Raw genomic sequence first — 20,888 nt, forward strand, 5'->3', positions numbered from 1 at the left:
TGTCGCAATCGGGACAGACAAGTCACCAGGCGCGTTTAACGATCCGCGTAACCCCCTCCGGCGGCTGCGGCCATTTCTCGTTTTCCGATGCGTACCGCAGTCGGCCCGACCCCCGGCTGAAATTCTTCATTGCCTGCTCTTCTGAGTCCATTCGGTACGTCCGCACTACAAAATCTGCCGGGGAGATCCCCCCTAAGACATCTTGTACCGTCAGTTTTTCAGGGGCGATATCGTACCAGTGCGTCAGCATTACCGGCTTTCCATCACGATCCACCGCCGTTTTCGCGAAATGGTCGCGCTCAAATTCCCAGACGGTAACAGGTGATAATCCCGCTGGCCGTGGATACTCGATGGCTTCGTCAATCATGACGGTACCCTCGTCATCAATGAATGATGGCGTCAAATATAGCTGGCCATTTCGGTCGAAACCAGACACTAGGTAGATCCATTGATCGTTCAGCAGTGTCGGCAATTCAGTAAGGTTACCGGTAGACCAGAGGCTATAACCGGATTTACGGTTGCCATCAAAGACTGACTCCTGAATTTCGCCTTCTGTTTTTGTGTAAAAACTCAACCCGGGCGACACTCCAGCCTCTAATTTCGCCAACAGCCGGGTTCGCATTGATTCCGCATTTTCGTAGAACTCAATGTATTCTTCGGTAAACATCTCCCGCATCTGCTCATTCGGGGCATGATGCATAAACCACACTTCAGGACTTTTGGTCCCGAGATACACCAATTGTGCCTTCCCTTTAACACGCTCTACCGCAACCGGCACCATCATTGCTGGGTTTTCAACGGTTGATCCGGTCTCATTAATTTCCTCATAAGCCACAAGCCATTGAGACATCATCTGGAGAAAGGTTTCAGGGTTCTTCATGTCCACGAACTGGCGGAGTAATTCTGGACCCCGGCTGCAAAGGTCAAACAGGCGCTGCTTTTCCTGATAACTTGAAAATGCGGTTTTTTTACCTGCCCATTCCGCCACCAGCAGCGGCTCTTCAAACAGAGTATTTTCAGACGGCGTGATTGGGTTCAGTTTGACCCAGTCCTTATTAGCCTGCCGAATAACCCCTTTGGTGCTGGATGCCAACGTTAGCTTGTGTACCCAGGCATGGGCCTCCAGTCGGTTATCACATTCATAGGCAGCTGGTGTGGCGTAAGCCAGCAGTTTACCCGTGGCATTTACCGATAGACGAATAAGCGTTAACCCCTTCTGTTCAATGAAGGCCTTCACCGCCGGTAATTGGCTTCTTCCGGCCCCGCCAAGCTGATAGAGTTGATTCAGCAGCCCTTCCCTGCCCTTTTGGGTCGCCATGGCAATAGAGAGCGGCTCACCACGATTATTGGCCCGGAATGTGATGATGCATTTATCAATGATCCCCGGGCGGCTTTCCGGTGTACCAATATGGCCATCGACCAATGCCTGATTCAGCTCAATACGATAGGCCTGTTCTTCCAGGCGTTCCTGCCGGATAAATTCCAGCGCCATCTTAAACATCCGGATGTAGTAAATATGGTTGTTGCGAAACTTCCGGCGGCGGATATACCACTCAAGGTCTTCTGGCAGAATGGTATCCATGCACAGGTATCCCATGGTATCCCTGACCTGGAACTTCGACACATTGACCTTACAGCTGATTTTTTTACCTGTGGAATGCCTTTCGCACAGCGCATTCACGATAAGGTCTTCGCCCTGGCTACTGGCAATGACAATCTCATAATCTTTGAGCGGGCTCGCTTTCCAGCTCCAGCCCCGGTAGCTGCTGTTATAATCGCGGTCTTCCTGTGCAGCGCCTGGCGCCGTGCGAGGAGAAATCAGTTCCCGCCAGGCGCAAAGCACCCGTGATCCGGACTGTAACGCAGAATTGGCACGATCTACGAACTCGCTAAGCGATGGGCGAAGCTCAGGTGCAGCCAGTAATCCGCTGCCGTCACTGTCATGCAGGAAGGTCATGAACTGTTCCTGAAATTCGAGGCTCAGGAAGCTGAAGGGTGTGTGTTTGTCGTAGAAAGCACCAAAGAGCTTCAGCCGGTGATCCAGCCCGCAGATGAGGATTAAAAAGCGGCGGTAATGCAGAGCCATCAGGTCATGCGCCTTGAGCCGGTCCGTGTAACTGACATCTTCGAATTTGATGGTGCTGCCATCCATCCCCTTGAAATGGGCTTGTTGCTCACTTTCGGAAGGAAACAGCTGGTTGGCACCCAGGTGGCTTTCGACAGAAGAAAAGACCTGATAAACGTTTTGTCCATCCCTTACCAGCAGGAACACCACTTTGTTCTGCGCGTTGCGCTCCCGGTTTTCCCAAGGGTCACGGTAGTCAATGTACCGGCGTGTTGTGGCCATACAGACAATGGCGCGTTCAGACGGGAAAATCTGGTCCACCAGCGAAGGATGCGCTTTCAGTGTCTGATGGAATCTGTCCATGTCTGAGAAATCAAACCATTGGTTCAGATCGGTCCACACGGCCAGTTCCTCATCGACCATGAGCTTTGCCTGAACAATCTGAAGTGGAATGTTTTCCGGGGCTGACTCCCCCTCGCAAATCGTCACTACCTCAACATCCTTGCCAACGTAGAGCTCCAGACTCCCAACACCATCCTGAATTTTTTTCACATGCTCCCGTGAGGCTTCAGACGTCGCAATCATCGCCGCGCCCTGTTCTTCAAAATACGGCGTCATCCGTTGAATGGCTCTGGTGATGTCATTCGATCTTGCGGAGATAGTCTGGCTGATAATTTCGTTCACCCGACCTTCCTGCCTGGCGGCGTTTCGGATCTCATCGATACGCGCCTCAGTTAAATCCGATGACAGCGCATTTTGGACGCTGCCCACGGCAAGGGAGGCAATCGTCTGTTGCTGAGCCGGAAGGGCCAGAGTTCCACCACGCTGATCAGAGGAATCCGCCTTACACTTTTCCTCTTCGAATTGCTCAAGAGCGAGACTTCTGAGGGCTTGCGGGTTGCTGACAAGTCCGGTGAGTTCAGACTGAAGCCTGGCCACCTCCTCCTGAACATGCCGCAGCTCGGCAGCACGGATCTGCTTATGCTCTGGCTGAAACTGGAAGCGGTTGAGAAAATCCTGCCTCAGGAAGCGATGTTCTGTCATCGTCTTCCCACGCTCGTGAACCTCACCCTGGCTATTAGTCATCTGAACAGCAATGGTTTTGCCATAAACACGGGGATGGGAGCGAAGGATCACCGTATGTAGTTCATTCTCTACGTAGCGTAACGATACGATAAGCAGGGTGTCACCGGCACTTATGCCTTCTTCAGGGATATCCACTAAAGCAGACCAGAACTCCCCAGAGGCCAGAGACTGAAAGCGCTCAATACGCTCTACGCTATTTTTGATGATCAACTCACCCATCATTTATTCCTTACCTGCCTCGATTTGGTCATAGCATACCAACTTAGTCTGAACACCTAATAACCCCGTGACACTGAAAAACAGCCTGACGGAAATGTGCGGACTATCTAACTAAGCCAGACCCGTCGAAATGGGTTCGGTAGAATTACCTAATTAACTTGATATGATGTTTTACGACAGAAACCGCCGTTCTACCCGGACGATTTAATGGATACAAACCTGCCTTCTTATCTCAATACACTCCATCAGGCGTTACTGCTGGTGGATGACGCGCCTCTAGAATGCGATGGACACACGATGATGGTCAGCCTGGCCCTGTTACGTGAGAACATCCCCCACCAGCGTGTCTTGGGAAAAGTGTGCGGACTGGATAATGGCTTTGCGCTTTCTCCCCATTGCTGGATTGTGCTGGACGGGCATATCCTAGACTACCGCCTGAGGATGTGGGTGCACCTGCAACTGGGTGATGAGGTTGCCGCACAGGCACCACATGGGATATTTTCCGGCAATTCTTTCCGGTTGCGGTACCAATACCAGGCAATACAGCCCTTCCCGGCAAAACCCATGGATCCGACTCTGCTGAATGTGCTTACTGAGGGGTATTCAGACCGGCTTCACATCCCAAGGAGCTCCTCCGCGTATCGCCTTGAATAATATGAAGGCTCGCGGTTTTAGCCAGGCTGGAGCTTCCTCACACAGCTTAGAGCGTTTGATCTTTGCGTGAATGGCGGCGATACTGTGTTTATATCCAGTATAAATCCGGGTCGCATCATGAAAGTTACTTTTGAAATCCCCGCAGCCATTCCGCTGCTACACTCTCCTTTTTTCTCTGACCTCATCAGTTGCGGCGTTATGAGCCCCTGTGCAGGCCACGAAGACAATGAACTTAACCTTCATGAACATGTAGTTAAAAATCGCCCTAGCACTTTCTTCATTAGGGCCAATGGTCATTCCATGAAAGACGCCGGGATCTGTGATGGAGCTATCCTGGTTGTCGACCGTTCACTGACTGCCACCGACGGCTCCATCGTGATTGCGCTAGTGGACGGTGAATTTACCGTCAAGATGCTTCAGCTGCACCCGGAACTCATGCTAATGCCCTGCAATCCGGCTTTTTTGCCAATACGGGTCAATCCGGAGGAGCTGGAGATCTGGGGGGTGGTCACTTTTGCAGTAAATCAGTTCTGATATGTATATGCATGTCGATATCAACGGGGCCTATGCCGCCTTTGAAACTGCCATGGAGCCAAAGCTTGCCGATCATCCGTTGTTGATCTTGAGCAACAACGATTCTATGGTTATCGCTATGAATCAAAAGGCAAAAAATATTGGAATTAAACGCGGGGCCCCTCTTTTCAAATGCCAGGAGCTGATCAAAAAGCACCGTATTGCCATCAGAAGCTCTAATTTTACCCTCTATGAGGACTACTCGAACCGGTTCCATGAGACCCTTGAAGAGTACGCCGCTTCCACCAATCGGTATTCTGTGGACGAATGTTTTATGTCACTTGCTGGGATGACGCATCTTATCGATCCGGAACGCTATGGCCGTGAAATTCGGGCCACCCTTCAGCACAACCTCTCACTCACCTGTGGCGTGGGAGTAGGAATTTCAAAAACTTTAGCAAAATTAGCCACCTACGCTAGCAAGAGGTGGAAAGCTACGGGGGGAGTCGTCGTTTTGACTGACCCTATCCGCATTCAAAAATTATTGTCACTGGTTGAAACCCGGGAAATATGGGGGATCGGCAAAAGGATAAGCGAACACCTCTGTGAGCTGGGGATCAAAACCGGTGCTCAGTTCGCCAATACCGATGTGCGTTTTATCAGAAAAACCTTTGGCGTACAGATGGAAAGGACCTGGCGAGAACTTAATGGTGAACCTTGTTTTGCCCTGGATGACTCCCCTCCGGCCCGACAGCAAATAATCGTTTCCCGCAGTTTTGGACAACGTCTTACCGATCGGCACGATCTGCATGAGGCAGTATCCTTCTTCACAGCAAGAGCAGCTGAGCAGCTGCGGCTCGACGGTTCGTGGGCGCGACAGGTAATGGTATTCATCCAGAGCAGTCATTTTGCCAAGGGTCCGGATCGCTTCAGCACCAGCGGAATAGAATTTCTAACATCCACGCAGGATACGCGAGACCTGAACAGTGCGGCCATCGCTATTCTTAACCGGATCTACCGGCCTGGGATCGCCTACGCAAAAGCAGGAGTGGTGCTGTCATCGATGACCGACGGTACTGAGCAGCTGAGTCTGTTTGATGAAAGGCCAGTGAGGCCAGGGAGTGAGGCATTGATGAAAGTAATGGATCGTCTTAACCGGCAGCACAGGGGAACTGTATTCATGCTGGCTGAAGGCATTGAACAGCCCTTCAGGATGAAACAGGCTCTGTTATCGCCCCGCTACACCACTCGCTGGGATGAACTTCCAATTGCACGAGCTTAAAACGTACCCTTAAATTCATCAGAATCAGTAGAGAGAATTGGATAAAAGCGGCACAGATAACGCGAACTCCTTAAAGTGGTGTTCAGCCATGAACCACCAGCTTTTAATCAGTCAAAACTCTTCATTCCTGGGATCTTTCAATGAACCATCCCTGCTTACGACAAGCCTTGCTCAGTAGCGACAGCCTATCAATGTTACTTCCGTCCTTTTCACCAACGCTCACTTTATACTCTCTCATTTCAGTTGGTTCCATTGGGGACAAATACAAGTAATGTTCTGTTGCTATATATCTTGCGACTCGCTTGCTTGCATCTGAGTCTAGTTTCTCCGCATTACAACCTGAGCGCGTAGGTTTAAAACCTTCAATTTTTAAGGCGTTTTCCAGAGCAATGAGCAAGTGAAGATATAGATCAATACTGGCAAAACTATTCAACTCCCAGGCTGTTTCCCGGCTGACAAATTTTGGCTGTGAATCGAGCTGAGTAATTGAGAGAGCTAAGTTTGTCTCTTGGTTACGAACCAGTTCGCTTAATAATTTCCGGTCCTGAAACCGGCCATACGCCAGAGTCAACACTGCCAGCACCAACAAGACAATTACTATCATCATTTTAGACTCCCCACCAACTGAAGCAGTTGAACGAACTCGGCATACCAACAATGCACCTCAAAGGCTGTCGCTTTCGAGCATCTAACATAACTGTATTGATAAAGGGCGCCAGAAAACAATACGGAGTGCTTTTAGAAAGCGAGGTTAACTGGAACCCGACTTGGAAGTAATCGTATATTCTTACCTTAAATTACCCCCGGGCCTTTTCAATTGCCGCCTGCAATGTGCTGATATCTAACGCGCCAGGAATAAAGGATGTTGTGTCTGCCGTTGGATTCTTCATGTTGATGATAATGAATCCCGGGGTCCCGGACACGCCCAGTTGCTCACCAAGCTGCATGTTTGCAGAAATGACGTTTTCAAACCGGGTTTTATCTTTGCCAGTAAAGGCCACATCAAAGCCTGATTTTTTCACGACGGCGTCAAAATCTGCCAGCTGGAACGTCCGCTGCGTGGTGGCAAATGTGTGAGCACTGGTCATGATGTTGTTGTGGTATTTGCGATAACCTTCGGCGCCGTACTTATGGAATACGTAGAGACCGGTTGCGGCTCCCATCGCAGAGACTGGTTTGGTACCGGCAAAGATTGGGAATTCTTTGAAGAAGAATTTCACGTCCTTGTTCTGACCCATGGCGGTCTCAACAACCGGCGTCACCCGCATACAGAAGATGCACTGGTAATCGAAAAACTCAATGACGGCCACGTCCGCGTTGTCCGGTCCAATATTTGGCGTTTCGGTGGTATCAAACAGTGCCGGTGCATACGGGATCAGTCGCTCAACAGACGCCGTTGCTTTCGAGTTTTCCAGCGCATTGCCCGCTTCTACCAGTTTCTGCGGATGCTTTATCAGGTAATCAGCAGCAATCTCCCCTACCTCTTGCGGGGTAAACATCCGAGCCCCAGCCGGGGATGTCGCCGCTAAATCGTGTGCTCTTGCATTCAGAACCGACTCGGTCTGGTTATTGCTCATGCGTTCCATTATCTTTTGCTGCAAAAAAAACGTTGCCGTAGCAGTGATGCCAACAGTGATTAAAATCGCCGCCGCTATTTTTAATGGACTCACCGGTTGAGACTCTTTCATATGCACCTATATGTCATTCTGTGTATTAGAGAACAATGTGAAAAGATTATACTGAAGCGGCAAGGTGAAATTATTCGCTATAAAGCGTATTTAAGGGGTTGTGGGATGCGGATGAAATGGGTATTACCTTTTGCAGCACTGCTTTTAAGCGGCTGCGGTTATCATTTCCAGACGGAGATGGAAGCCTATGACCTGATCCCTCGTCCAGTATTGAATAAAAAGGTCGAAATTGTCGCACCTGATGATTCCATTCAGTCCCGGGTATTTGCATCGGAGCTGGCAAGCGGGTTAACAAAAAATGGTTTTGTTATTTCTGATCGCCAGCCCGATTACGTGATGACATTTTCCTACGCCAGGCCATTAGAAAATAAGCAATACAGCACTCAGGAAGTCACGGGTGTAATCGGGTATGTAATGACCGAAAAAAAGCAGCATCCGGGAAAAAAGGGATCGTCTAAGACAGAATATGAGTATGAACCCGTCGAAGGTGTGGTGGGTACAGAAACCTATTCACGCCTTCACTATGCACGTGAATTCAGAGTGAGCATGCGCCCGGGTTCGCCTGCGGGAAAAGAAGTGTTATCCGTCAGCATGAAAAGCAACGCACCCGTCCCGTCTGATAATGCCGCTTACTCCGCGATGATTGCGTCATTTACAGAGAAAATGGATGCGCCACTTCGCTCCGGATTCTACAGCACCGTTGTCCCCTGGAACTGACTATGCGCTCGCCCATCGTGTCTGATGGTTGATGTCGTAAAGCCGATAAACATCACCCCAGGAAACCGGTGTGAGCTTATTTACATAGACATAATGCAGCTGTTTTTTTACCCCAAGAGAGGTGAGAGGCCCTTCAAGAAGCTCACGCAGGGTGACCTCATCCAGTGCCTTTTCCGGGTGCAGGCAGTGCAGCTGGCTCAGCAGGAACGCCATCGCAATCACAAGCAATACTAAGCTGACCGCCTGATATTCAACAGAGATCGGCAGGACAAAGCTCACTACGCCTGTGAGAGACATGCAGACAAACCACCCGGCCAGCAGCAAAGGTACTTTTTTTTGAGCCATAAGAAATTGCTGCGCCACTACCGGATCGTTGAGATACACCCGGTCTGGCAGGCCTGTCGCTTTTAAAACCAGATTATCCAGTACCCGCACTGCATTCATTTCAGACCCCTTCCCGTCAGGCAAACCTGACGATTCCTGTCGGCATGAATTGGAAAATCGGCATTTGTACCAGCTCCGGCCGGATGACCTTTAACTGGCGAATTGGTGCCAGCTCATCCGGCTGCTGAGTCTGGCTGGTGCCGGGACCTTTATGGGTGCTGTCATTATTTACCTTGAGCTTTTCGTTCTTCAGGTACCCTTCGAGCTTCCGGGCCAGCTCATCGCTGGTTTTCGGGGATGCGGCCAGATGCCCGGAATCAGCAATGGTAGCGGACATTGCCCGGGCCTGAACACGCTCTGAGAGCTGGCATGCACCGTTGGCACATACCGAAGCCATCACCGGTTGGGAGCTCACGGCTACCAGCAAAAGCACATTCATCAATTTCAGTTTCATCATCACCTCATGACATCGTTCATAAAGTTACTTTTTAACCGAGCTCATCTGATTCACCAGATTATCGGCACTCACCCAGCCATTGAACACCAATGGCTCCCCGGTCAGTGAGACCATGGTTGGCGTCCCCCTGAGCGGAATCGTGGAGGCTATCTGGAACTGCGACTTGATGTTATCCAGGCATGCCTCCGTAGCCCTGCCCGCCGGGACGGTTGAGGGTACGCTCATCGCCTCATCCAGTGCTTTATTTGGCGTGGCCGAACACCAGACCTTAGCCATGTTATCCGCGACGACAGAATTCAGTCCCGCCCGGGGATAGGCCAGATACTGAATGGTGATCCCCGCATCAAGGTAGGATTTAATATCATGGTGTAACTTCTGACAGAATCCACACGTGATATCGGTAAATACGGCCAGCTTATATTTTTCGTTTGGCGACTTATATTCAATGGATTTGGTTTTAGCGGCAAAAGAACGAACGGCCATTAATACCGCCCGTTCCGTTGTGTTTTCCACGTCCTTCCCCTTCACGTGGAATAAACTCCCCGTGAAAATATAATTACCATCACTGGTGACATAGCTGATGCCTTCACGTGAAACCACGGTAAAAATGTCACTCACTGGAGATGGTTCTATATGTTCAATCGACAGCCCGACATTTTTCAGCTTACTGAGGGCCGTTTCAGAGAGAGTGGAAGAAGAGGCGCCTGCCATTCCACTAAATAACGAAACTGATAACGCTAATGTGAGGGTTGCCGTTTTAAAAATATGCTTCATACCACCTCCATAAATGTGATGAAGATAGTAACATGCGATACTTTCTTGCCTTTCTGCTTGGGGGACAAATTCGGGGGTTATTCTGTCGGGTATGGCAATTGACCTGTGGGAGAATATACCTATTCGCTAGCCTCTGGAGATGCCCGTGTTTATTCCCCCTGATGATGTGAAACCTATTCCCGTCCCGGTTGAAATACGGACACAATGCATACGCGATGCCGCACACTACTTCGGTATCGACTCAGAGCTGGTGTATACCCTCTTCGACAATGAAGGAGGGAAAGTCGGCTCGTTCAGCCGCAACACTAACGGCAGTTATGATATTGGGCCGATGCAAATTAATTCCTCTAATCTTCCAGAGATAGCCCAGCACTTTCCGACCGTTACCTGGAAGGTCCTTGCGTATGATGCCTGTGCCAGCTTTTGGGTGGGGACCTGGTGGTTGTATCGTAAAATTGTCGATCGCAACGGCAACGTCTTTGAAGGGATCGGGGACTACAACAGCAAAACACCCAAAGTGCGGGCAAAGTATATTTTTAACTTTATGGTCCGGTACAACCACCGCATACAGCGCCGGAACGGCATGGATGAACTCTATCGCTGGACGCAACCGGCCACCACCTATCAGGGCCATGTTGCTAATAATGAGCCTTTACCCACCCGCCAGCCGCAATAACAAAGACAGGCGGGTAAACCCGCCGCCCTGCTGACCCAACCCAGCAATCAGCTTTCATTCAGAGTCCGCGCCCTTCCCGTTCGCCAGTCGGCACGGGTATGCAGGCATAATCAGCAATCCGTACCCAGCATCAAAAGTAGCTTTTATATTCTCCGGCAACCTCAGATGCTATCCTCAAAAAAAACCGCGCACGAGCGCGGTTTTTCCTATCAGGTTAAGACATCTACCGTTTGTTTTCATTGAGCCAGTCGTTCAGTTTACCCAGACGACTTTCATAGTTTTCGTTTCGGTCTGATAGATTAGACTTAGCGAAATCTTCAAACTTCCCGGCCACGGCAGGGCCATACTCAGGGGAATCCGACAACTGCTGCTTAATGGCCAGCATAGTCACATCCTTACCCTCTTGGTAGTTTCCTGTAGCCTGCTGAGCATTCAGCCCCGTCCAGCGTTCCGAAATCAAGCTAGCCCCATCTGAGTTTTGCATGAATTTCACTGCTTTTTCATCAATGCCTTTTGGCATAATCTCCACGTTATTGGCACCCGTCGCCAGCCCAGTTGGGTTGCGTATAAGGCCCCCACGCTCAAACCATTCACTTACGCCTTGTGCCCCTATTGAGGTCATCCCATCCGAAAGTTTCTGGTTGCTATTTCGCCAAGCATTCGCTGCGCCATTAGTGAAAGAGCCGTCCGACGCATTCTTCTGAATTAGCTCTCCCACGGCATGGTCAAGAGGGTTGGTGCCCCTGCCGGAGCCGGATATACGTGAGTCACTGGTTTTACCGACAACCGAGTCTGCCACGGTTTTCAGGGTACTGCCGTTACGGTTGTAGGTATCAAAGCCTTTGTCGAGAGATTTCAGATCCCCGCGCTCCAGATGTACGCCCCGGCTATCCAGCGTATCCAGCAGTTTCTGTGCATCCTGTTCGTACTGACGCTTCTCGTCACCGGTTGCCCGGTTAGCAGCCCCCTGGGTATAGATGGCTTGTTGCAATATCTCACTATTTTTATCCCGGTCAGACATATCGGTTTTGTTTAGTATTTTATCCGTATAGGCTGGGATATTGTTACTGAGATACCGCTGTTCATCATTTCCATAACGATTACTCAATGCATTACGAATCGCATTCCCGCCAGAGTTAGTCGTTCGTCCAACCGTTGCTTCAGCACTGTCATCAAAGGTTTTCTCATGACGCACCAGTGCTTCTCCTTTCGCCCCGAGTTTACTGATATCCCGGTCCGATACGTCAGGTGCGACTGAGGGCAGTTTTTCCACGATTGAACGGTCATTGTCCGAGAAGTTATCCTTATTGTAATTCTCGTAATTCTGACGAACGGCGTTTCCTCCTTCCTCTCCCACGTTCTGAGCAGTGACGCCATTTTTGCTGCGGCTCGTAGGTTGCTGGTTTGCGGCCTGCTGTCCCGCATCCAGTCTGCCAGTGGATTCACTTTTCACGCTGGCACCTAATCCCTCAACTGCATTAGCCCCCATAACATTGCCGGTATCAATATGTTGAGGGACTTTATTCTCCATCCCTGCAAGGGTATCTGTGCCGGTGCTGCCCCCACTTAGCTTATCCAGCTGATTAATAACCGGGTTGAGCTGTTGCGCATTGCCGCCAAAGTCTGCAATAAAGTTCTTCAACAAACCAGATGTCTCTTTGAGATCTTTGACATTGCTGGCCGCAGTCTCGCCATGCGCCGTATCGATGGCAATCTTGCTATCGCTGAAATCACGAACGGTTGCGACCAAGGCATCACTACGCTGAAGCGTTGATCCCAGTTGATTGCTTGCTTTAAAGGTGTCGTTATAGCTTTGGAATTTGTCCATAAACGCATTTTCGTTCAAGCCGTTTTTCTGTGCAAAGGCGCGAACATCATCATCAGAGAAGTTCTTATTACGCAGAGAATCTGACAACATATCCAGATTCACAGACTGCTTGCTGTCGATGCCCGTCTGGCTGTTTGCATTGGCGTTTGTCGAGACCGACGTTGACAGATTCTGCCCCATAGTTTGTGAGGCCTGGTTCATCTGAGAGAAGCCTTCTTTAAAGGCACTGGTCTGTGCAAATGAATCGGAGCGCACATTGGCCATATTCTGGGAGAATTGCTCCGTCGCCTTGGCGTTTTCAGCCAATTTTGTGCTAATAGCGTTATTAAGCGCAGTGTTCATTTGAAGACCCTTGGCATCCTGGCTAGTAACACTACCCGAGGCTCCGAGACTTGCGCCTAATTTTGCAAAATCAATACCTCCACCTAAGTTGCCGGATAGTCCACCACTCAGCACCGCAGCACTAACCGTGGAAGCCAATGTTTTTGCATCAATGCCATATTTTGCAGAAAAATCCTTAGCCACGCTGGAGCCAACTTCATCGGCATAAGCTTTCCCGCTTTGCAGGCTTGTGGAGAACTGGCTGTTGGCACTGCTCGACTTTCCTAACTCATTCATGCGGCTGTATGCCGATTGATAGGAGTTTTGTGCGGAGCTCATGATTGCTGATGTTTGGCTTCCTGACTGCCCCTGTGCGGCACTGAGCCCGCTCCCCACGTTCCAGGAGCCCAGTCGCTCAAGGTTAGATTTGATCGAGCCGCCTTCCAGGGAACCCTGACCGGTGCTCATCAGGCTAGTGCGACTGACGTCGCCGAACGCCGATTTCCCGCTGTTAGGTGCATCCCAAACCTGAGGTGTCAGATGACCATTATTAATCGGTGCGTCCGGTGTAACGCCTTTGGTAGCATTCATCATCGGATGAATAGATTGCGTCATAAGGAATAGCGTAAGAACGGGGATCAGAGCATACAGTGCAGAAGCCACTGAGAGATAAGAGCTGTAGGTTTCCGCGAGACCGGGTATACCCATCCAGGTCACCGCATTATTATCTGCATTCATCGTACTCCAGGTGTCCAGATCGGCAGTCACCACTTTTTTGACATAGGCGTTCACCATTACTGCCGTCAGTGGCCAGATATTCACGAAGACAATAAGCTGAAGGTACTTTGCGGCTGCTGCGACCCCGTTGCCGCCCAGCGCCAGTAGCATCAGGAGGGCAAATGGAGCAACCATATAACTGAACATCTCTAAGAAAGCGATAGCAGCCCCGGACAGTTGCATCCAGAGCTGGCCCTGGGAGGCCATGGTATTAGTACGTTTCAATGATGCTTCAAATAGCTGCATATCAGAGGAAATACCCAGCGGCGTCCTGTATTTGCTTGCCCCGCTTTTGAGTTCATTCATAACGAAAAGCGCAGTGACAGCATCATGCGCGGCCATTGCAGTGGAATGCCCCCCGTTTGCTGAAGCCATAACATCAGTAAAGCTTGTGGCACTCCCGTCACCGCTTGCTTCGTCCGGACTGACGATGCCGTTGATCTGCGCGATTTTGCTCATTGTGTTTTTGGCTTCTGGCGTTCCGGTGATTCGAAGCACTGTCGCCCATGTGTCTTTGCAGGGTTTAGAAACACTGCCATTTGCCCCCACCACATTGGCACTGGCATTTTTTAGCCCTGAATTCACCGCCATGGTTATCTGTGAAAGGCTGTTTTCAATTTCAGAGGAAAATATCGTATTGAAGATAGTTTCTTTACCGGCAATTTTGGCGCTGGAGTTCTGTGATGCATTGAGGCAGTTATAGGCCACTGACTGAATTGTTGCACACAGATTCATCGGACCGATGCCCGACTCAGGCTCCGGAAATAACGAACAGAAGCCCTGGGAGTCGCCTCCCCACTGCATGAACTTCATGAACTTAATCATTGGGCCCAGTGTCAGATCATCGTCCAAGGTAGTCGCTGACAGGTTAACGGGTGAAAGGGGGTCGAAGGCGCTTTTATAGTCCTTCAGCAGCCCCTGGCTCAGGTTAGTCGTAACTGTAGCCGTAGCAGCAATAAAGATAGGGATGTCATCGACATTCCTGACCTCTCCTGATTTTACCGACTCAATCGTCACATCGACGCGAACAGTTGCCATCATGAACAGGATAAGGCCAAGGAACCACGAAAATACCGGCAGCTCCGTTTTGGTCGGATTAAGTACCCACAGCCAGGTCTTGTAAAACAGATTTACTCCGGCAAGAACTGCGGCGGTAGTCATGAACTCTTTGACGCCGGTATATTTGGAAAATATCAGCGCGATACCGTTGAAAGCCGACCAGACAAAATCTATATCGCCCAACGTATAAATATTGTAATCCATAGCAGGCCTCAGTTTCGTTGTGAGCGTTTGCTTTCCGCATATGCCTGACGCTTAATACGCCGATCATCCCATGTAGAGATAACCTCGGAGTCACTTCCCACCGTATCCCTGCTTAATTTATTGGCCGCTTCGATCTGCTTATGCAGGTTGTCGACCATACGGTTGAGGTCATCTTTTCGGCTGGCAAGCGCTTCAACTGGTATGCTCATCGTGGTCACTTTAGCTTCAACCTGACGAAGCATGTTGATGACCAGACTGGTCGCCGCTACGGAACTCATATCCTGGATATAGGAATACCCTTCCGGGGTTTCAAACGTATACAGGGACTCCAGAATGGTCGGGATACCGATGAAGTTAATGATACGTAGTTCCTCATCAGAAACTTGCTGGTTATTAATGACTTTGGTTTGCACATTGGTCAGTAATTCAGCAATCGTATCTTTCAGCCCCTTAAAGTTGGCATCCTGAACTTCCTTCATAACCAGACACTGAGCCTTTCTATCCTTGGTTGTGTCCGGGGCGGGTGCGCATTTCAGCATTTTCACACTTCCTCCCTTTGGTGGCCCAAGGATGAAGTCACTCACCGTCATTGTGGACGGACGGATCTCAAATCCTGCCCTTTCACCCTTATCATCCCAGTTGATAATGGCCGTCCCCGCCAATGACATCAGTTGTTCTGCCAGACGGTATCCTGAGAGTTCAGTCACACCACCGATATTCAAGGAGCCCTTATCGATTTCCATAAATGCCATATAGAAAAGGTTACCCGAGAACTTCTCGTTGAAATCATCAGGATCTTTTGCTTTGGCTTGTCGGGTAATCTCTTCCGGGGCTTTTGTCATGGATGACCCGAAATCTGGAATAAGACCATTAACGGAGTTCAAAATTGAGGCGGGTCCAGAACTAACTTTGTTCGCATAATCAGATGGAGGACCAGCAGTTTCGGCGAGAAATGAATAAGTTGCGTTGCAGCTGTCCTTTGCAAATTTATTTAACGCCTGAAGCTTGTTCTGAATATCGTTGATTGTGGCGGCACAATCCGCACAAATAGCGGAAACCGCAACGTTAAATGCGTAAATAGCGGCCCCCTGGGCAATGCCACGCGCAACCTGAACAAGCTGGTCACCGTTGATCATGCTGAAAGAACCAAGAAACACGTCGATACCGTTACAACCGACGGAGGCTTTCGGGAATGACATCGAAATGAGGTTGGTATTCACATTGGTTTGGCGGTAGGAGAACGACCCGCCCACAATCCCGGTCCGCGTAGCCGTTTCAAACGTCGCGGGGGAAGTCGATGTCATCATGCCATTGAAGATATTACGCATTGCGTTATCGGCATACGCGGTCTGTCCGCTACACGCAGCAAAAATAAGCATCGGCAAAAGTAACTTTTGTGCCGTGCGGCGAATTTTACTGCCCATAAGCGCCTCCGAATGAACCCGTAGCGTTCATGTAATGCACCGGATCAGCCGTTGGCATGTCATAGCCTTCCAGCTTCTGGTCCATAATTCTTTGCAGCAGAAACGGATCGGTTTCCATTTCTTTCTTCTCTACAGAAATGACACCGTCATCGCCAATGGTGTACTGGCGTTTCACATCGAGCGTCGACTGGAAGGCGACGTCATCAATCAGCTTCATTCCCTTTGCGGCCAGGATAATAGTGCTTTTCAATTCGTCTGCCGAAATCATCCCTTCACTAATGCGCTGCGCACTTGTGCCGTCTTTTGAGACAAGAAAAATTGTGGGGACTTCGCGAATTTTAAACTGCTCAATAATCTGTGAATTGGGCACGGAAAAATCAGGAAAAAGGCCATTATGCAACGCCAGTCCATCCATACTGATCGGCATAATATCGACTGAGTAGTAATTTTGCATGAAGGAAAGGATATTGCTTTCTTCATGGCAAAACTGACAAGTGCTCTGGAAAAAGAAGAACAACCCAGACTTAGTGAAAATATCTTTCATTACCGACTGCTGGTTTTTTTCGACTATTTCACGATGAGCATCAAGAGCGACTTTTTCAACAGGTTGCCTTCTTTTCTCCGACATCATCGGGTTCTTTAAAAAGTAATCTTTTGACTTATCCGAGAACCGGGTACTGATATCAAGCATTAACCGCTGTGCGGTATAGTAGCGAGACAAGTTTTCAGGTGTGGGATTATCCATCGCCTGAGTTAGCAGATGTGGCATATTTTCCTTTAGCCATTTCGAGTTCAAGTCAATTTTTTCATCTTTGGTTTGACTTGCCGATGCTGACGGTGGAATTGCAAATTGCTTTTCCTCTTCGGGGATTTCTTTAGGCGCTGGATCGTCATACCAGAAAAACCCTTTTTTGAATGCCTGCCCGGAAATAAATGGGGTGCCATTTATCAGGGGCTGTTCCGGTGCGGCCTGAACGCCAGTAATAACAAGCGAAAGCGCCAGCAGTAACTTAGAGGGCAAAGCCTTGAGCGAAATCATAACCACACTCCTCATTTCAAGATGCCTTATTGTGACATACAAAAAATTTCGGATTTTCAGCTAAGGCACTGGGATTTATTGCCTAAAGGAATGGATTTTTCTGTTAACAAAAAAATACAATCTACGCGTTTAATCGCGTGTACATGGGAAAAGATCGAGGAGGCAGATGTATGTAAGGCCATCTATATCAAGCCCTCGGCCTACTTAATCCTCAATAGGAAGACAGGGCAGCATTCCGTTCGTGTAAATGCATCAGATATTTTCAGGACAGACAAGATTTACCTTTTCAACAGAACTGACCGACATCAGAACTCAGAATGGCATAAAGGGAATAACGATAAAGATGGCAGAAGCAGGAACACATGTCAGATACAAATCAAATACCAAAAATATTCTGAAACCAAGCAAAAACAATAACTGGAGGTAAACTCGCCGTCAGTCATATTCCAGTTCGTCAGTACTGTAACGGGACAATGCGGATGCAACCGTAGTTAGTCGGCAACGCGAACAATGTGAATCATTAGTAGAGGAAACAATATACGGGCGTTCGCATTGTTCACATTGCCCTAAGCCTTCTATGTCACTCAGTGAACATAACGCTTCAACTAACTTATTAAGTTCAGGCATCCGAGTAGAGTAACCCAACGCCTCTATGACACCCATTATGCGATTGAAATCAATGTTTCTGAAGCTCACTTGAGGATGTAAAGGGTCAAACCCGAAATAATTGACGGATATATCAATTACCGCTGAAAAGACTCTGCGATTGTAATAACTTTTGCACCACGTCCGAACACCTTTCTTTACGACAACTCTGTTTTCGTTTTTAAACTCAATGCCCTCAGCCACATTACTGCCATACAAAATTCTGATCGTGCTTTTGTTAGCCCCCATTTCCATAGTTTTGGTTGCTTTAAACAATGATGATGCTCTGAGCTGATCAACCTTTGCCATTTTTTGAGATATTCCTATACATTCGTTTTATTGGATAAGGTATCAAAAACATCATGACGACGACTGGTGAAAAGCGTGTCATAACGTAGCAGTTCAATTAAGTCTTCACTGACTATACCGAGTTTTACATCGGCAGCAATTTCGTAAGCCCAGGCAAAAATCTTGGTATTTATTACCACACCGTCTTCTCTTGGTCCCTGCCCTAAAGTGATAACGCGAGGAAAAAGATAAAGATCATTGATATTTTTCAATGATGAAATACCGACATCTTTAAGAGCGGTACAGGTATCTGGTTTTAAGCCAAAGAGAATACTCACGAGTTCAGGGGCAAGCATTGAGCAAAAAACAATTTGCATTAAATAATCATTTTGAACATCGACACATTTTTCCCGAAGAGACTGTAGGCGTATCGGGTTATACTCGACTTTGCTACCATTTAAATGGGCCACTATTTCACCAGCGCTGTAGATGCTTGAATTAATTTCATCTGCGTCAATAGTAGAAATGACATTACCGTCATCATTTATAATTGCATTGAAAAAAGTATCCCACCTGATTTCTCTCCCGGATGAACGAGGAGTAAGGATACTTCCAGGTCGACTGATGAGATCAAATGCTGAATCACTTGCAATACCAAAATTCTTCCCGAATAAGCGCTTTTGCAATACAGGTGTTCCAGTTTGATAACATGCAGAACCATGCACTGGTAATTGCATCATGAAAGCTCGATAGCTACGAAGTACAGAAACCTCTGTCCGGAAAAGACGACTGAGTAAACTCTGCATTAAGTTATCTGCGTTAGACATGCGATTAACCCCTTCCAGCAATATCAACCAGCATCCGAACCGGTTTTGAATTTTTCCAGGTTTGATAATTTTCGTAAAAGTAACTTTTGTATTTGTTCGAGCGCTTAAAGCTTCGTATATCATACGAAAGGCTCATTGACATTACTTGTAGCACTTATTTACCAAAAACGAAACTGAATTTTGAGAATAATCTCAATAATCATGCAAAGTGTGAAGTAGCTAAAACCACCCGTCACTCCCCGGCCTTACTGCAATTTAGCTTAAGCACAATTCACCACATTTCAATCTGCTGATTAAACACAATTTCTACTTCTTGAATTTTTAATAACATAGAGTGATTTTATTGACATTAGTAACACTATGTCGTGCACGCATAGTGTCATTTTTCTGGAAAAAGTAACACTATGTGTCATAGCGCATAGTGTTACTTTTTAAAAAAGTGACACTATGTACCGAATTGCATAGTGTCACTTTCCGACAAAAAAACCTACTAGATATATATGTAATTAATAGAAGAAAACGCCTTTGAAAATCACGGATCTTGCCTGAGCCGTGATTCAACAAAAGTTACTTTTGTTATACCCCTCCTGTACGTCAATCCAGCTGGTGCTGAGTTGACAAGTGGTCATCTTGACCACAGCCTCGAATGTCGCCCTCACGTGCTCGTCCTATACGCCCCAGAACGAGTAAAAAAAACAATGAAAAAATGCCCCGATATCGAGAAATCTGACAAAAAGAATTCTGTAGAGTAGTTATAAAACGGAGGTGATATGGTTAGTGCAAATCTGATTGAAACAATCGAACTAACACGGAAAACGTTACGGGATAATATCAATGCCTTGCACAGCGAGGCAGAGAAATTGGTAAACGAGTATTGGAGTGAATGGAAAGAACGCAACAAAATTGAAATTAATACACCTCACCCAAGCAGTGAGCTTAAACGTACTTATCTGGGTTCGTATGCACCACGTATGGTGGTAATCGGACACGGTAAGAAAAAAACGGTCCACTGGTATAAATTCAAACCTTTCAAAAATAGACCGCCTAACCATATGTCTCAAAAAGTGGATTCGAAGTCCGGCGGGTATACGAAAAGTTGTTTTCTAAACCATGCAACATGGGAATGGGAGATGATTGAAAGTACAGAGAACAAACTCAAACCTTACCGGGACCTCATGGAATACTACCATGTGCAATATATAGAGTTAGGCCGAAAACTCCGACACTTAAACACAAACTGAGGTGAACCTATGACAGACGTAACGATGAATGAAGTTCAATCCGTCGATAAAGACACAGCGAAACCAGCTCGGGGACAATATCGTTTAAACAGTTTTTCAATTCCAGGCATGGCGTCGGTTCAAATTATTCCAGGCACTCCTGAGTTTAACCGCTATCTGATTTCCAAAGCAGGGGCAGCAGTTCGCGGATTTAATGATGTCAGTATCGCTATTTCATCTCTGTTTAAAACTATTGATCCGATTAAACATCCAGATCTGATAGCGGCCGTTCAGGACTGGTTTGATACGCTTCACGCCGAAAATGATACATTACGTACCAATCTGGATAATTTCCTGAAATCGATTCCTATCGATGAGAATGACCCCTTCCTTTCTTCGATTCAGTTTACGCCATATACTTATGACCCTATCCAGCTTAACTTTAACCATGCGAACACAATGCGTTTTTATAAGTATATTCATGCTATGAATACGCATTTAACAACCATGTCTAAGTACAACTCGCTCGGTTTGTTGGCAATTAGCGATTACAACGTCATGGCTCACAACATAATTAAAAGCATCGATATCTATATTGAACGTGTCAAGCGGACCCTCAATGTATCTCGTCGAAACAAAGGGGCTTACAACCCGGAGCAGTTTATTGAAAAGATAAAGCAATATAAAAGTGTTCAGGCATATATTGATGCCGAACTACCTTCCAAGACTGTTGAGGATTAA

At 47.9% G+C, this 20,888-nt stretch carries 18 protein-coding genes; 7 read left to right on the forward strand and 11 right to left on the reverse strand.

The window, feature by feature from the left end:
* Window positions 1-22: 22 nt before the first annotated feature.
* Complete coding sequence (locus tag L6R44_RS11315; protein WP_237424262.1) at window positions 23-3,373, reverse strand: hypothetical protein; 3,351 nt, start codon at window positions 3,371-3,373, stop codon at window positions 23-25.
* Window positions 3,374-3,577: 204 nt separating this feature from the next.
* On the opposite strand from L6R44_RS11315, the gene L6R44_RS11320 reads away from it, so the two are divergent.
* The 3 genes from L6R44_RS11320 to umuC all read left to right on the forward strand — a co-directional run bounded on the left by L6R44_RS11320 (window position 3,578) and on the right by umuC (window position 5,819).
* The gene (locus L6R44_RS11320; RefSeq protein WP_237424263.1) at window positions 3,578-4,024 is read left to right on the forward strand and encodes a hypothetical protein; all 447 of its coding nucleotides are present in this window, start codon (window positions 3,578-3,580) and stop codon (window positions 4,022-4,024) included.
* Window positions 4,025-4,141: 117 nt separating this feature from the next.
* Window positions 4,142-4,558: a translesion error-prone DNA polymerase V autoproteolytic subunit gene (gene umuD, locus L6R44_RS11325; protein WP_237424264.1), complete on the forward strand. Its 417-nt coding sequence runs from the start codon at window positions 4,142-4,144 to the stop codon at window positions 4,556-4,558.
* A 7-nt stretch (window positions 4,559-4,565) separates the two neighbouring features.
* Window positions 4,566-5,819, forward strand: coding sequence for a translesion error-prone DNA polymerase V subunit UmuC (umuC, locus tag L6R44_RS11330; RefSeq protein WP_237424265.1), 1,254 nt, complete (start codon window positions 4,566-4,568; stop codon window positions 5,817-5,819).
* Between the two features lie 121 nt (window positions 5,820-5,940).
* On the opposite strand, the gene L6R44_RS11335 is transcribed toward umuC, so the two are convergent.
* Complete coding sequence (locus tag L6R44_RS11335) at window positions 5,941-6,426, reverse strand: hypothetical protein (RefSeq protein WP_237424266.1); 486 nt, start codon at window positions 6,424-6,426, stop codon at window positions 5,941-5,943.
* Window positions 6,427-6,616: 190 nt separating this feature from the next.
* Complete coding sequence (locus tag L6R44_RS11340) at window positions 6,617-7,507, reverse strand: DsbA family protein (RefSeq protein WP_237424267.1); 891 nt, start codon at window positions 7,505-7,507, stop codon at window positions 6,617-6,619.
* A gap of 111 nt (window positions 7,508-7,618) precedes the next feature.
* Between L6R44_RS11340 and L6R44_RS11345 the strand changes: the two genes are divergently transcribed.
* Window positions 7,619-8,224: a hypothetical protein gene (locus L6R44_RS11345; RefSeq protein ID WP_237424268.1), complete on the forward strand. Its 606-nt coding sequence runs from the start codon at window positions 7,619-7,621 to the stop codon at window positions 8,222-8,224.
* Here L6R44_RS11345 and L6R44_RS11350 read toward each other — a convergent pair whose 3' ends face one another.
* From L6R44_RS11350 to L6R44_RS11360, 3 genes are read right to left on the reverse strand one after another with little or no spacing between them, the layout of a single operon-like run.
* Window positions 8,225-8,668: a hypothetical protein gene (locus tag L6R44_RS11350; RefSeq protein ID WP_237424269.1), complete on the reverse strand. Its 444-nt coding sequence runs from the start codon at window positions 8,666-8,668 to the stop codon at window positions 8,225-8,227.
* Window positions 8,669-8,684: 16 nt separating this feature from the next.
* Window positions 8,685-9,065: a hypothetical protein gene (locus tag L6R44_RS11355; protein WP_237424270.1), complete on the reverse strand. Its 381-nt coding sequence runs from the start codon at window positions 9,063-9,065 to the stop codon at window positions 8,685-8,687.
* Between the two features lie 24 nt (window positions 9,066-9,089).
* Window positions 9,090-9,839, reverse strand: a complete 750-nt coding sequence (locus L6R44_RS11360; RefSeq protein ID WP_237424271.1) for a thioredoxin fold domain-containing protein — start codon at window positions 9,837-9,839, stop codon at window positions 9,090-9,092.
* Between the two features lie 145 nt (window positions 9,840-9,984).
* Between L6R44_RS11360 and L6R44_RS11365 the strand changes: the two genes are divergently transcribed.
* Window positions 9,985-10,515, forward strand: a complete 531-nt coding sequence (locus L6R44_RS11365; protein ID WP_237424272.1) for a lytic transglycosylase domain-containing protein — start codon at window positions 9,985-9,987, stop codon at window positions 10,513-10,515.
* A 223-nt stretch (window positions 10,516-10,738) separates the two neighbouring features.
* Here L6R44_RS11365 and L6R44_RS11370 read toward each other — a convergent pair whose 3' ends face one another.
* The 5 genes from L6R44_RS11370 to L6R44_RS11390 all read right to left on the reverse strand — a co-directional run bounded on the left by L6R44_RS11370 (window position 10,739) and on the right by L6R44_RS11390 (window position 18,927).
* Entirely contained in the window at window positions 10,739-14,704 is a 3,966-nt protein-coding gene (locus L6R44_RS11370) for a conjugal transfer protein TraG N-terminal domain-containing protein (RefSeq protein ID WP_237424273.1), read from the reverse strand.
* A gap of 8 nt (window positions 14,705-14,712) precedes the next feature.
* Window positions 14,713-16,128: a conjugal transfer protein TraH gene (locus tag L6R44_RS11375; RefSeq protein WP_237424274.1), complete on the reverse strand. Its 1,416-nt coding sequence runs from the start codon at window positions 16,126-16,128 to the stop codon at window positions 14,713-14,715.
* On the reverse strand, window positions 16,118-17,167 hold the full coding sequence (traF, locus tag L6R44_RS11380; RefSeq protein ID WP_237424275.1) for a conjugal transfer protein TraF: 1,050 nt from the start codon (window positions 17,165-17,167) through the stop codon (window positions 16,118-16,120). The genes L6R44_RS11375 and traF overlap by 11 nt, the downstream gene beginning before the upstream one ends.
* 435 nt (window positions 17,168-17,602) lie before the next feature.
* Complete coding sequence (locus tag L6R44_RS11385; RefSeq protein WP_237424276.1) at window positions 17,603-18,121, reverse strand: hypothetical protein; 519 nt, start codon at window positions 18,119-18,121, stop codon at window positions 17,603-17,605.
* A 14-nt stretch (window positions 18,122-18,135) separates the two neighbouring features.
* A complete protein-coding gene (locus L6R44_RS11390; protein ID WP_237424277.1) occupies window positions 18,136-18,927 on the reverse strand; it encodes a trhR in 792 nt (263 codons plus the stop codon).
* A 770-nt stretch (window positions 18,928-19,697) separates the two neighbouring features.
* On the opposite strand from L6R44_RS11390, the gene mobI reads away from it, so the two are divergent.
* Window positions 19,698-20,168, forward strand: a complete 471-nt coding sequence (mobI, locus tag L6R44_RS11395) for a conjugative transfer protein MobI(A/C) (protein WP_237424278.1) — start codon at window positions 19,698-19,700, stop codon at window positions 20,166-20,168.
* 9 nt (window positions 20,169-20,177) lie between these two features.
* Complete coding sequence (locus tag L6R44_RS11400) at window positions 20,178-20,888, forward strand: hypothetical protein (RefSeq protein WP_237424279.1); 711 nt, start codon at window positions 20,178-20,180, stop codon at window positions 20,886-20,888.

This window comes from Enterobacter cloacae complex sp. ECC445, assembly GCF_021892025.1.
Lineage (GTDB): Bacteria > Pseudomonadota > Gammaproteobacteria > Enterobacterales > Enterobacteriaceae > Enterobacter > Enterobacter chengduensis.